We start from the raw sequence: 14,153 nt of genomic DNA, 5'->3' as shown, positions 1-14,153 counted from the left end.
GGATGCCTCTTTTTCTGCCTGTTATCTCTGTTTAAAACAAGCCTTCATCAGCAGAAATTTTTAAGTATCCTTACATGGAATATTCAGCATGAAAAAAATAACCAAACAAAAACTGCGTATCTCAAATTTGCCTAAATTATTTAAAAATAACTGGTTTGAAAAAACATGGTGTGATGGATTCCAAAGAACGAAAACAGCAAGAAGACAACATAGGGTTGGCACTAGATGTTTTGTTGCCGTGAGTTTAGGTTGTCTGTAAATAACATTGCAAATAATGTAAATTTATTTACTTATTGTTTTTGTTTCTGTGCTGGATTTAATGTAACTAATTGAATTTATGTAATAAAATAATTTGGCACACGACTTGATATATAACCTGTAACATTAACAAGAGAGAAAAGATGTTATGGGTTATGAAATTGATTTTTTAGGTGTTGGTGAAGAGTCTAAGAGTGGTGATGCGATTGCTTTGCGTTATGGCAATCTGTACGGTACTCGTGAAGAGCAAACCGTTGTTGTGATTGATGGTGGGTTCAAAGATACAGGTTCAAGCCTCGTTGAACATATCAAAAATCATTACGGTACATCTGAGGTTGATTTGGTCATCAACACTCATCCGGATCTAGACCATATCAACGGTCTGGAAACAGTACTCAATGAACTGGATGTCAAAGAACTCTGGATTCATAAACCGTGGGAACACAACCAAGGTTTGGCAGATAAGTTTAAAGATGGACGAGTCACGGACAACAGTATTGGTGAGCGCCTCAAGGAGAACTTAGAAAAAGCTTGGTCGTTAGTTAAATTGGCCGAAGCAAAAGGTATCAGAGTTCAAGAACCATTTACTGGTTTAGCGGACGCCGGTGGTGGTATTAAAATTCTCGGACCTTCAGTTGAGTTTTATGAATCGCTTATTCCGGACTTTGAAGGAATGCCAGAAAAAGCCGCTCTGACAAATATGCTGGAAAGCGCATTTAATAAAGCGGCTTCTGCACTTCGTCGTTTCTTTGTCTCCTGGGGAGAAGATAAAATTGATGATAGTGGAGAAACCTCTCCTAGAAACAATTCGAGTGTAATTACCCAACTACTGGTGGATGAACGGCGCTCGCTGTTCACGGGAGATGCTGGTATTAAGGCCCTTGAATATGCAGCCGATCAATTAGAACAAAGTGGTCAAACTGCAGACCTTCGATTTATACAAATTCCTCACCATGGTAGCAAACGAAATATAGGTAAAACGGTACTTAATCGTTTAGTTGGGGAGCCTGTTCCAGAAGGAGAGTCCCGCGGGATTACGGCTATAGCTTCCACAGCGAAAGGGGCTGAGCCAAAACATCCAAGAAAAGCGGTGATGAATGCTTTTACTCACCGAGGTGTTAAAGTTCTCGCCACTAGAGGGACAGGGATCCACCATTACCACAATGCCCCAAACCGAGCCGGCTGGAATAGTTTAGATCCAGAACCTTACCACTATGGATATGAAGATGAGGCGGCATAAGATGGCTGGTTTATCTCTAAAGGCGAAAAATATCGCACCACTTTCTGTGTTAGTGGTTATTCAACTTATTGCTGTTACTATGGTTAACCGTCATACCTTCGATACCAGTTTGCTGGATATCCTAAAGGATACTGGGGGGACGATGCTGGCAATTAGTGTATTAGCAGGGTGGCTTAGCCACCTTATGCCTGCGGACTTAAAAAATGCACTGGTGTTTCTTCGCTGGCGAAATGTGTTACCAGGTCATCGATTTATTCAGCTTGCCGAAAAGGATACTCGTATTGATATCGACTTGTTTAAGACGAGAGTGGTTGATTATGAATCTCTTAAATCTGACAACAAAAGCCAAAATAGTTACTGGTATCGGGAATTTTATCGACCGGTAACAAATCAGGATGAAGTAGTAACAACGCATAAATCGTATTTACTTTACCGGGATGCAGCAGCGGTTTCTTTGATTAGTGCGGTTATCTTGGTGTTGGCGAAATTGTTGATAGACATGCAGATGGCACAAATTGGTTTTGATTCCGTTTGGGTATTTGCTATTGCCATTATCGGTTTTATCGTTGCGGCACGAAATGCAGGGCAGAGAATGGTTACCACAGCAATTGCTGTGAGCTTAACTACGATAGTTACAGAATAAATGACGTATATTAGCGGTTATTAAATAAAAGAGAATATAACAATGTCAGATCTTAAAAAATTTCAGGTTCAGAGTGCACGACCATTACCAATTATTGTTATGGCTGATACCAGCGGCAGTATGTCAGTTGACGGAAATTGTAGCAACACGAGTTATTGAGTTAACCGACAGTGCCATATATGTAGCAAAACGTGCAAAAAAGCATATGGAAATTTTGTGATATTCCTCAGTTGTAACGATGATAGATTTAAAAATATGGTTCTGATTTTTATAATTATTTAAGCTAGGTGAGGTATAACGATGCCATTGGATTTATCAAACACTCTTGTTATAGGCGTTAGTGCCACCGCGCTTTATGATATGGAAGAGTCAGATCGTATCTTCCGTGATACCAAAACATCAGACCCCGACACTGCGATTGAAAAATACCGAGATTTTATGCGTGAGCATGAAAATGAACCGCTATCTCCGGGAACGGGGTGGCATTTAGTGAAGGCTCTACTTGGCTTGAATCAGTATCAATTGGGTAATTCGCCTTTAGTGGAAGTAGTGGTGATGTCTCGTAATAGCCCTGACACTGGTTTGCGTGTATTGAATACTATTCGATATGACCAACTCAATATCACGCGTTCTGCATTTACTGCTGGAGAATCTGTTCCCGATTATCTAGACGCCTTTGATGTTGATCTGTTTTTAACAACCAGCGTGGAAGATGCACAAAAAGTTATTGATTCAAAGTTGTGTGCTGCTGCAATTCTAAAAGAACCACCTCATGATGCTCCTGAAATCCCAGAGGGTCAGGTGCGTATTGCATTTGATGGTGATGCTGTGTTGTTTTCTGAAGAAAGCGAATTAGTTTACAAAACACAAGGAATTGCAGCATTTCATGCTCAAGAAGATGAAAAGCAAAATATTCCCATGGAAGAAGGTCCTTATGCTAGCTTGCTTAAAAAGCTTTCAACTCTTCAAGAGCGCTTACCAATGCGTGTTGAGTATTCTCCTGTTCGTATTGCAATTGTAACCGCTCGAAATAGTCCATCTGAGATGCGAGTTATCAAAACACTGCGTAGTTGGGGGGTATACGTTGATGAAGCCTTTTTTCTCGGAGGAGTAGAGAAGACAAAAGTTCTCAAAGCGTTTCGTCCACATATCTTTTTTGATGACCAGGATGTGCATTTAGATAAAGCCGCAAATCTAGTTCCTTCTGGGAAAGTACCTTATTTGAGTACGTCGGAACTATCCGTGAAACCGAAAGGTTAGACTTAATACATTCGTTATCTTTATCTGAAACGCAGGGGATTACAAGGTACTAGATAGTAATGTCTTTAGGAAATGTAAAATTTGTTTGTAAACAATACGGCTGGTCAACCAACCAGAATAGAAGGAATTTATATGTGCCAAGCTAAAAGTGTATTTGATGTTTCGATTCAAGATGCGGAGCGCATTTTAGAAGCATATGAACATATGAAGAACATCCCTGAGTTGGGTAGAGATCCTGAAGAATTAAAGCGTGCAGCATTAATTATGACTTTAACTGCTTGGGAAACGTATGTGGAAGACAAGATTAGTGAAGAGGTTGAAAGACAGACGAAAGTATTGCAAGGCTGTCAGATCGGGAATTTCATAAACAAAACCCTTGAGAATGACCTCAAGTACTTCCACACCCCGAATAGCAAGAAAACGAAAGATATATTTGAACGTTTTTTGGGGGTAGATGTAACAGAGTATTGGTCATGGCCTGGTTATGAAGATAAAGAGCGCACTAGAGCAAAGCTAAATGACTGGATCAAAAAGAGAGGAGATGCAGTTCATCGTTCAGTAACGGATAAGCAGACCTCACATCTAATCAGTAAACCAGAAGCAGAAAAATGTATTCGTTTTTTTAAAGGGTTAGTTGAAGTTACTGATAGGGCTTTAAGTATTGGATAATATTGCTGAATAGCATTATGTATATAATATAAGATATTAGAGGTTGTTGTGTTAAGAGACTTTTTTAAACAGTTATCTACGCAAGATAAAAACGAACAGGAACCAGGAATAGATATAGAAGAGTCAAATGTTGAAGAGTTCAATTTTTACTCGTCGCGAGGTGGTATTCAAAAGTCGTCACCTGATGCTTTGAAAGGAACGCTATACTGGAGCAATGAAAACAACAGTAAATATGACTTTTTATTGCGTTCATTTAAGCGGCTATTAGGTAAAAACAAGCGGTTAGCTTTATATTATAAGCGCGTTTCTAAAGATGAAGAGGAGCAATTAGAGCAATTTCTTTCTGACTTTTTCCCTCAGAACATTCCTTTATCTTATTTTCTCGCCAACCTTTCTCTTCAGGATAACTCTGATAAGCGTATCGCCTTAGCTATCAGGTTACCGAATCATGGAAGCTTCATCGACCTTTTGCCTCCTAACAGCACGGTTTCTATACGTGGATATTGGCCAGTCAGAAAAAGAGAACCGGTATTTATCCCAGAAGATATTTTTACTACGTACAACGATGACAGCGCAGCATCTTATGAAGTTGAGTTACTTGCAACCGCATCCTCTTTAAAACCAGAACGAAACTCACGTGACAATGTGTTAACCCCCAAACTCGCTCAAGAACTTCCTCTCATTTCTGTAAAGACAGCCGATCGACTCCAAGAGTGGCTGGAGTTCTTGAAATTCAAACGAGCATTGGTTAGTGAAAAAACAATAGGGTTGCGTTATCTGAAGTTTGATCTAAATGAACAAGATCAACTTGAGTTTTTGGTCGTGGGCGGAAGCAAAAAAGAATTAGAACAAGCGAATCAAGTTTTTAGGAGAAAAGCTCTCGAAGCTTACGAGCTAAGTATATCGACAGACAATTGGCAATTCAATATCAGTGATAAAAAACTTGCTAATCGTATACCCAGAGGCATGGAACTTGGACAATTGAAAAATCAGTTAAGCATTATAGATGCTAATCAAAGCAAACAGTTTTCCGAGGTGCTGACAGAGCTTTACGAACAGGGTGTAGATAATCCAGTTTTAGCAACAGCCACCATTGAGTTACCAGAAGATTGGAAAAACAAACTAGACAATGCAACACATGAGGTCCTAAATGATGATGAAGAAACACAAGGTGATGACCAGCCACATCAATATGTTGAGGTAAAAAAAGAGCTGTTAGATAGTGTACCCAAAGACGGTTTTATCTCATTTCCTTCAGTAGGTGACTTAGCGCTTATCAATCGACATGAACGTACAATCAAAAATTTGCGACAAAATGAAAGTTGTTATTCCCCTTATTTATCGAGCTATCTTTTCGATATCAATCAGGCAAATAAATTGGAGCAGTTGCCAAAAGTAGATAGTTGGTTTAATGAAACGCTCAATGATGCACAAAAAAGTGCTGTAGCAAAAATGATGGGAGCGCCAGACTTGTGTTTGGTTCAGGGGCCTCCTGGTACTGGTAAAACTACGGTTATCGCAGAAGCTATTTTGCAAATGGCGAGACAAGGTGAAACCGTGTTGCTTGCCAGTCAATCGCATGATGCCATTGATAATTGTTTAAGGTGTATACGTAATCATCCAGAATTAAGAGCAATCCGTTTAGCAAAGGGGCAAGGGAAAATAACCGAAGAAGGGCAGGCTTTTTCTGAACATCGGTCTCTTGAGCGTTACTACAGTAGTTTGCATAACCATGTCCAAACATCATGGATTGAACCTCACCAGATCAAAAAAGATGAAATCGCTAAGCTTCAACAATGGATTGACCACGCAGATTTCGTTGCGGCTGATATAGCTAAAGCGAAAAAAGAACACAGTGACACTCAGCTTGAGTGCAAAGCAGGCCGCGATCAACTTCTTCAGGTAAGAAAATCGTTTGACGAAGCTAATGAGCAATACGCTCATCTTCAGGAGCAAAGACAGGCGACAAACCAAAGTATTGCATTTATCAAACAAGGTGAGGGTAATTTAACTCAAGCAGCATTTTTCCCTCAAAGTGCGCATATGTTGATTCATCGCTTGTTTAAGTTGTCTGAGATACAGGTTAAGTTGCCTGATTTTATCCACTCTTACGAACCAACAGATAATCCAGAAAGCTTAGCCTTAATTATCAGTAAAACGTTGCCTATTTGGCGCGTTGTGACAAATCGTGCTGAAAAAATGAAGCACGATATATTGCGTTTGCAAGCTGCTGGAGAGGGTAGTTTGCAAGATGACGACACGCAAAAACGGTTGTTACAATTGTCAGATGAAGTTGAACGCCTTTCAGACAAGATGGAAATCGACGATAGCGCCTCGCTAGCAAATCAATGGCGTGATGCAAGAAGGCAGATGCGCGAGTTGAAACAACAACAGACTGGATTAGATGAACAGACCTATTCATGTTTTGTGGACAAAGAAATATTTGCTAACGTAAGTAATGCATCGGAAACGGAACAATTACTGTCGGCGCGTATAAACAAACTAGACGCCATTTCTGGCTCCATAGAAGAAGCGCTTCTCATCGTGACCAATGAGCAAGAACATTGGTTAAAAGAGATCGGAAGTGCAGAAACGCCGAATGGTGATGCAGTTAAACATGCAGAATCTGTCTTAGCCAATTGTGAGTATAAGTTAAGAAAGCTACAGAGCACCCTTCAACAGTCCAAGAATCAGGCAGGGAAACTGTTGTTAGAACAGAACGTAGCTGAGTCAGAAGATTTTGAGTTGCAATTGAGTAACGCTAAACAGCGTATGAACAAACTGTCTTCTGAGTTACTGGAAGAAAGTCAGATCAGAGCTCCTTGGGAAGGTTTTTTCTCTGACTGGGCTGAAAACCTTTCAGAGAACAATGCGGCGCAGTCTGATTGGGCGCACATTGAAAATACCTTTGTTGAGAACTGTAATCTGATAGCCATTTCATGTAATGAAAGCGAACAGACGCTAAAAAATGCGGGGGTGGAAAGCTTTGATACGGTGGTTATTGATGAGGTATCTAAAGCGACACCAGTTGAATTACTTCTGCCACTTATGCGTGCCCGCAGAGCCATTCTAGTTGGGGACCATAGGCAGTTGCCGCCTGTATTTCAGGAAAGTCAGGACGCGCAAGCCTTTACGGATAAAGCCGAAGAAGCCATGGAGGAAGGGGATAGTAAGACACTCACCAAAGATAACCTTCGTCGCTTCGAGAAGTTGGTGACGGCGTCCTTGTTTAAGGAGCATTTTGAAAACGCGGACCCTTCAATACGCGAGCGGTTAATTGTCCAGTATCGAATGCATCCACAAATCATGAAAATCGTTAATCATTTTTATGAAGGACAGCTGCGATATGGTTTTGATTCTCGTGAGAAGAGTGAACAAATCAATAAGGAGAACCAGGATAGAAGGCACATGCATGGCATTGTTATCGATGGAAAAAACAACAAACTTATATCAAGCGAAAAGCGGTGCGCTAAAGATGGCGATGAGTATCTTGTTGAAGACCATATACTCTGGATCGATACATCCTATGACCTCAAGGGAAATCCATTTAGAGAAAGCGAAGAGCGTACCAACAGGCTTGAAGCCCGCTTGATTGCGCATTCGCTGAAAAACATAAATGAGCAGTCCAGACAAAATGGCTTCAGCCAGAAAAAGAAACAGAAAGTTGGAGTGGTATCGTTCTATGCATCTCAGTGTCGTGTTATCCGAGATGAAATCCGCAAAGTTAATGGTGGAAACATTCAGTTTGATGCGATTCACGTGGAAATCAATACGGTAATTCGTTATCAGGGGAAAGAGAAACCGATCATTTTGATTAGCTTGGTCAGAAATGATGGCGGACCAAAGAACAAACGACGCTCGGCTAGAGCCAATGTTGCTCGGTATGAATTTATTAACGTTGCTATGTCCCGTGCACAAAACTTGTTAATCGTCTTTGGTGCGAGAAATATGTTGGAGCAAAGGGATGTATATCTCCCGAATATGGATGCACCGGGGACTCAGAAAAAGCAGGTGTATCGAAACATCTTTGGAGATCTCGATCGCGCTGCTCGGATATTCCCTGCTTCAGAGATGCGAATTAAAGAAGAGTCGACAAGCAACAGAAAAAAGAGGGCGCGTAAATGAGATACCTTCAAAACCATAAAATAGCCGTGCCTGTATATGAGATAAACTCTCAGATTTCTTATCAAACTATTCGTAAAACAACAGTTTTTGAAAAAAGCCTCCTGCAATTATTGGTTAAATATCGGAATGACTTGGGCAACCAAAGCATTGATCAGATTACTCAAGAACTAAAGACGGATGCAGTATTTTTCATTGAAGGGCTCAGGTATCTGATGGACTTTAATGCCGTTGAGATTATGCACGGACTGTCGATAGATGAAGGAGGAACACTGACGCTGAATAGTTTTGATGTAACACTAAGCGGAAAAAAATTTTTGGTCGATAATGCATTGCCTAGTAGTAACAAAAATACGTCAGAGACTCACTATTATCATCCGGTACTAAGAAAGCTCGTAAACAAAAACGGTTTGCGAAAAGACGTCAATGATGATGTCGCTTCAATAAATCCTCGTTCACTAGACGTGACCTTAGCAGTTGTAGAAGGCATTGTTGAAGAGCGCATTCGTGGTGAGTGGCAAAGTAAGCCAAATATAAGAATTGAACGTGTAAAACCGCGATTATCCGAAACATCGTGGGACATTAAAACAATCTCTCTCGATATCGATACCAACGGCAACGTGAATGTCACCTCGTCGGAAAAGCCTTTCCTAAGTTGGTTGAATGCGGCAGACAAAGAGTTTTTATGGTCTCAAATCGTACAGGGCTGTTTTTCAAACCATGCGGAGTTCGAATTACCATCGTTCAAATGGCAGCAGGTTAAAGCCATAGCCGCTCCCGCGCATACAAAGCGACTGAACAATATTGATGCATCGAAGCTTATTGTGACTCGGGAAAGTGTGGACGTCAGCAAACTGCCGACAATATGCTTAGCCGCAGTGGATGACGTCTCTCTATCCGGAAATCAACTTACTCTTCCTAAACAACGATTTGAGGCGCAAGATAGCCTGAAAGCGTTGAATATTGATAGCAGTTTTAATGCGTTTGAGATCCATGCAGGTAATACAACGGTTCACTTTGCGGGCCAACCGAGACAGGTTGACTTGGCAGTAAAACTAAGTGGCTCGGAGCTTTGGGAGGATATTAAACAGTACCTTTTAGAGACAAACGACGTCGACGTCATACTGTTTTCATCATTATTGGGCGTGGACCAAGCTGTGGAACGTTTGCCTGCCACTGACATCGGAAATGTTAAACGATACTACGACAGGGTCAAAAATGTCGTCCCTGACGTAAGCTTAAAGCTTCTTGAAAACAAAGTATTACCTGTCGCGAATTTAGAAGAGCTTGAACAATACCAGAAGATGTTTGCCAATAAACATCTGGAGAGTCAAAAGCTGCTCCCAACGTGTGTGACTGGCCTTATTCAGCACTCGTTATCTGAGCGAAAAGTTATCCCTAATCTTATGCTGACACCAGTGCTGAATGAGTATTCCAAGGCTTATTTTGCTATTCAGGATATGGCGGGGAAAAGTTACTTTGAATCAGGCGAATTGGTACATGTCACGGCTGATCACCGACTGCTCACGTTAATCACTGACTGGAAAGCGGCACTTAAAAAACTGTCTGATGTCGTGCCTCCTCAGTGTATGGAAGTATCTTCATTAAAGTTTGTTGAATCACGTATAGATAATATTGAACAGCACATTGTCACTTCATTTGCTACACCAAGAGCAGACAACAAACGAGTCGTCGTGATTGATACCAACTGTTTAATGCACAGATTAACGCTGCTAGATCAAATCAAATCATCCGACTATTTGGTGATACCAGCGGTTGTTTTGGATGAACTTGACGGGTTGAAAACGGACAAGAAAAATGGCGAGTTCAGTGACAAGGCCAAACAGGCAAGAAAAGCGATAGACAGATTAACGCAACTGCCTCAAGGCCAGCACTATGAGCAGGAACATTTGAACTTGCTAAAGAAAAACAGAAGCAACACAGCAGATGCAAAAGTGTTGTCTGTCGCTGCCTACTATCGATTAGGAAAGGTTTTAATAGTGACCGAAGATAAGAACCTGCGAAACATGGCGAATGCAGAAAACATCCCAACCCAGCATGTAAAAAATTATCTTGGTAAGCAAGGAAAAGTGAAATGAGTGAATATCACGAGCGCCAATATCGCTTGGCAAGAGAGCGGGAAATTGCAGCGCGTCGAGTCAGACAGACTACGCAAGAATACGCAGACCGCTATGAAGCAATCTTATCCGACGTATTAGCGCAGGGACTAGAAGAGTTTGTCCAAAGTGACTACACCCGCTTGCGCAACCAGCTCAATAATCTGCAAAGAGAGCTGCATAATGACCCATTTAGAGCGCGTGAAATCAGCATGTCCATTGGTCAGGCAATACATGCATTGCCACGTAATGCTCGTAGCATAAGAAAAGAAGTGGAACACGCAGAGCATCAGGCATATGTGGCTGCATTGAAGGAGAAAGAGGAAAAGGAGCGCCAGCACAAGAGTCATTTGCTTAACGTATGGCAACAAGAGCTATTGAACTGGAATGATAAGCTTAGCCGTAATGCGGTACTAAGAGAATTGAATGAGCTGTATGCGACCCTTTTTTCAAACGAGAGAAGTGTTAGCGAAGACGATATTAAAACGGCTTTGGGCAACCTAAAGATCGAAGCTGAACAGAGAGCTCACAGACGGCGGGAACAAATAAATAAGCAAAGTCAGAAGGAAGCGAGTGCGGAGCTTGCTCAAGTGATCTCTAAAGATATCGTGAAAAATCTTTCTCAAGAAAAAGCGCTTGGCCTGACTGAGCAGCTCGAGTTGGTAAGAAGAAAAACAAATGATGAGCCAGAAAAAAGTCAGGAGTTACTCAATGAGATAAGTAAGCAAATGGATACCGCCATTGAAGAAGAAGCAGTACGACGTGAGATGGTCAAGGCCGTTTACAAATCTCTCCAAGAAGCTGGATTCCATGTACAAAAGCCCAAATTAGTAAAGGGTAAAGGCAAGGATGAAGTCTTGATTGCCGCATCTCGCCCCGCTGGGAACAGAGCCTTATTTCAGATAGAACTTGATGGTCAGTGCACCTACAAGTTTGACAACTACAAAGGCCAAACCTGCCAGAAGGACATTCAACAAGTCTTGCCAAAACTCACGGATATTTATGGCGTAGATTTGTCAGAAGCTCGTGTCTTATGGAGTAACCCGGACGATGAAGATGCGGTAATGAAACCAATTCCTTCCCAAACACAACGAATGAACAAGTAGGCGCAATGAATAACAAAGTATTAGCGGGTTGGCTTGATGATTTTTTACGTCAGGCAAAGCTACGTCGCGGTATCGTCTTAAGTGGCAATGTGATCGATTTAGCTTTTTCGGCGCAACATAGCATCATGCCGATGCGAGAAGTATTAGATAGCAGCCTTAAAAAAGCGGGCTTTAAACATGTGGTATTTTATTCCCGTGTGGGCGGGATTTCAGGTGTCACAGCACAAGAGTGGCAAAATTTGCAGTCACAGTTGCAATCATCTACCGATGAATTGGAGGGAGATGATTACGATTTGGGCGAAGATTTTGGTTCCGAGACTGAAACGTTAAACCCGACGACAGAGATAACACCAGAAGATTTCTTCGCAATGGCGCAGCGTGTCATGCTTGATCATAACGCGGCGAAGATTGCATTTATCATCGATTGGTCGAACTATTTATTTGGTCAGGTTAATGCATTATCAGAGCAAGAGCGCGGTTGGTTATTGCAGATCTCCCAAGGTCTTCGTAACGCTCGCGACGCTGTCACGGCAAGTGAAGTAGATAAGGTTCAAAGTCTGATGGTGTTTATGTGTCAGGGCGCAAGTATCCTGCCGCCTTCTCTTTATTTAGGAAACCCCCAGTTCGCAGAAGTTAACATTCCGCTGCCTAATCGAGAGAGCAGAAAGCAAGCCATTCTGTCTCTCGCTCATGTTTTTGATGTGGATGAAACACTAAGCTCCGGCTCACGTGCATTGGAAGATCTGGCAGATTTAACTGATGCCCTGACACTCAGAGACATAAACCACCTGGCTAGACTATCCCGCCAACAAGAAGGCTCGCTGAGTATCGATGCGCTCGTCTCTCTGTATCGCTATGGAAAGAAAGAGTCGCCTTGGGAGCAACTCAATCGCGACAAGCTAAAAACAACCACAGAAACGCTAAGCCGCCGAGTGAAAGGGCAACAGGAAGCAATAGAAACGGTTAAAAAAGTACTGATCCGAGCCTACACTGGACTTTCTGGCCTGCAACATTCCTCCCGTTCCAGAACCCCGAAAGGTGCATTGTTCTTTGTTGGACCGACCGGTGTGGGTAAAACCGAGTTAGCTAAATCACTGGCAAGTTTTTTATTCGGTGATGAAGACGCATGCCTGCGATTTGACATGTCTGAGTTCAATCATGAACACGCTGACCAGCGATTAATTGGTGCTCCTCCGGGCTACGTTGGTTTCGAAGAAGGCGGACAACTTACTAATGCAGTAAAACGTCGTCCCTTTTCTCTGTTGTTGTTTGACGAGATAGAAAAAGCACACCCACGAATTCTGGATAAATTCCTACAAATACTTGAAGACGGACGCTTAACTGACGGTAAAGGTGAAACCGTCATGTTTTCTGATACGTTTATCGTCTTTACGTCAAACATTGGTGCGAGCACTATTCAGCCGGGGCACAATACCGCTGAAGCGTTTAAGAGCGCTGTAAGCCATCACTTTGTGAATGAACTGAAACGTCCAGAGCTGCTGGGTCGTATTGGTGAAGCCAATATCGTTCCATTCAACTTCATGCAAGATAGAGAATTTCTTGTTTCCATAGCAAAAACCAAACTTGAGCCGTTAAAGAATCGCCTCAAGGAAAAATGGTTAATTTCCGATTTAGTTTTCGAGGATGAAGATCAAGCGCTTAGCACCATCATCGATAAGGTCGACCCGCAAAGTGGTGGACGAGGCGTATTAAATGCATTGGTCTCTTGTCTCTTTGACCCGTTGGCTCAATTTCTGTTTGAAGAAGTTGATGATGCGAATGCGCTTGCTGGTAAAACTATCTCGGTTGTTCAAGCGGGTAAGTCTTTCGACTTTGATATCCTCCGATGAGTTATCTGAACATCGCCGCCGTTGTTGACCAAACCAATGCGGAAGGGCCGGGATTAAGAACGGCGATTTGGGTGCAGGGTTGTCTAAAAAGATGCCGCGGTTGCTGCAATCCGGCTTTTTTGGAGATAAAACCAGCAAAGGTATTGTCTTCAGAAGACATTTGCCAGCGTATTAAAAGCAATTATCAAAACTATGGAATAGAGGGGATTACGCTTCTGGGCGGGGAACCGTTTTTACAGGCGGCAGGCTTGGTTGATATCGCTAAGTTCACTCGAGAGTTGGGGTTAACCGTCATGATATTTACTGGTTACAACATGGAGGAACTTAGTGACGAGAAGTTTAAAGGCGCGTTAAAGCTGATTCAGTTTACCGATCTATTAATTGATGGGGAATATGATCATCATCAACCAGAAACAAACAGGAACTGGGTCGGTTCGACAAACCAGAACTTTCATTACCTCAGCGAGCGTTACGATAAAAATATAGAAGTGGACGATAATTTAATTACAAATGAATGGAGGATCTCTTCTGAGAATAATCTTGTCGTAAATGGGCTGCCTTTTATTATTAGGAGCTCGGAATAACATGTGTAGTGGTCAACTAAATTTGGCCATGGCTTTAGAGTTTTCCCAATACAGTCGTTCAGACTCATTGGGTGTCAGCCCACCATTATATTGATGTGGCCTGAGTTGGCTGTAATAGCCCGAGATGTATCGAGTTATATTCTCTTTTGCTTCGCTAAAATTCCGATAACCCGACACGGGTATCCATTCTGTCTTTAGACTTCTGAAGAACCGTTCCATCGGACTGTTATCCCAGCAATTACCACGCCTAGATAAGCTTTGCTTGATTTGATAACGCCACAACAGTTGTCGATAAAAACGACTT

11 protein-coding genes are annotated in these 14,153 nt (G+C 42.1%); 10 read left to right on the top strand and 1 reads right to left on the bottom strand.

From position 1 onward, the window contains the following. Window positions 1–88: 88 nt before the first annotated feature. From BLS03_RS25735 to BLS03_RS22040, 10 genes are all read left to right on the top strand, one after another. Window positions 89–259, top strand: a complete 171-nt coding sequence (locus tag BLS03_RS25735; RefSeq protein WP_176765669.1) for a hypothetical protein — start codon at window positions 89–91, stop codon at window positions 257–259. Between the two features lie 147 nt (window positions 260–406). After that, the gene (locus tag BLS03_RS22080; RefSeq protein WP_093279034.1) at window positions 407–1,498 is read left to right on the top strand and encodes a ComEC/Rec2 family competence protein; all 1,092 of its coding nucleotides are present in this window, start codon (window positions 407–409) and stop codon (window positions 1,496–1,498) included. Between the two features lies 1 nt (window position 1,499). Further along, a complete protein-coding gene (locus tag BLS03_RS22075) occupies window positions 1,500–2,141 on the top strand; it encodes a hypothetical protein (RefSeq protein WP_093279072.1) in 642 nt (213 codons plus the stop codon). 300 nt (window positions 2,142–2,441) lie between these two features. After that, complete coding sequence (locus tag BLS03_RS22070; protein ID WP_093279033.1) at window positions 2,442–3,401, top strand: 5'-nucleotidase; 960 nt, start codon at window positions 2,442–2,444, stop codon at window positions 3,399–3,401. Window positions 3,402–3,533: 132 nt separating this feature from the next. After that, window positions 3,534–4,070: a HEPN domain-containing protein gene (locus BLS03_RS22065; RefSeq protein ID WP_088729726.1), complete on the top strand. Its 537-nt coding sequence runs from the start codon at window positions 3,534–3,536 to the stop codon at window positions 4,068–4,070. A gap of 48 nt (window positions 4,071–4,118) precedes the next feature. Beyond that, window positions 4,119–8,195 carry a DEAD/DEAH box helicase gene (locus tag BLS03_RS22060; protein ID WP_093279030.1) on the top strand — a complete coding sequence of 1,359 codons (4,077 nt, stop codon included), beginning with the start codon at window positions 4,119–4,121 and terminating at the stop codon, window positions 8,193–8,195. Beyond that, window positions 8,192–10,291, top strand: coding sequence for a PIN domain-containing protein (locus tag BLS03_RS22055; RefSeq protein ID WP_093279028.1), 2,100 nt, complete (start codon window positions 8,192–8,194; stop codon window positions 10,289–10,291). The genes BLS03_RS22060 and BLS03_RS22055 overlap by 4 nt, the downstream gene beginning before the upstream one ends. After that, window positions 10,288–11,415: a hypothetical protein gene (locus tag BLS03_RS22050; RefSeq protein WP_093279026.1), complete on the top strand. Its 1,128-nt coding sequence runs from the start codon at window positions 10,288–10,290 to the stop codon at window positions 11,413–11,415. The genes BLS03_RS22055 and BLS03_RS22050 overlap by 4 nt, the downstream gene beginning before the upstream one ends. 5 nt (window positions 11,416–11,420) lie before the next feature. Continuing rightward, the gene (locus BLS03_RS22045) at window positions 11,421–13,265 is read left to right on the top strand and encodes an AAA family ATPase (RefSeq protein WP_093279024.1); all 1,845 of its coding nucleotides are present in this window, start codon (window positions 11,421–11,423) and stop codon (window positions 13,263–13,265) included. Then, the gene (locus BLS03_RS22040; protein ID WP_088729721.1) at window positions 13,262–13,849 is read left to right on the top strand and encodes a 4Fe-4S single cluster domain-containing protein; all 588 of its coding nucleotides are present in this window, start codon (window positions 13,262–13,264) and stop codon (window positions 13,847–13,849) included. The genes BLS03_RS22045 and BLS03_RS22040 overlap by 4 nt, the downstream gene beginning before the upstream one ends. 12 nt (window positions 13,850–13,861) lie before the next feature. Here the strand turns inward: BLS03_RS22040 and BLS03_RS22035 are convergent. Beyond that, window positions 13,862–14,153, bottom strand: a 292-nt coding sequence (locus tag BLS03_RS22035) for an integrase core domain-containing protein (protein ID WP_143015677.1), incomplete at its 5' end; no start/stop codon positions are given.

Origin of the sequence: Vibrio xiamenensis, assembly GCF_900100015.1 — a bacterium.
GTDB lineage: Bacteria > Pseudomonadota > Gammaproteobacteria > Enterobacterales > Vibrionaceae > Vibrio > Vibrio xiamenensis.
The sequence above is the reverse complement of the archived record's forward strand: the minus strand, read 5'-3'. Positions and strand labels throughout refer to the sequence as shown.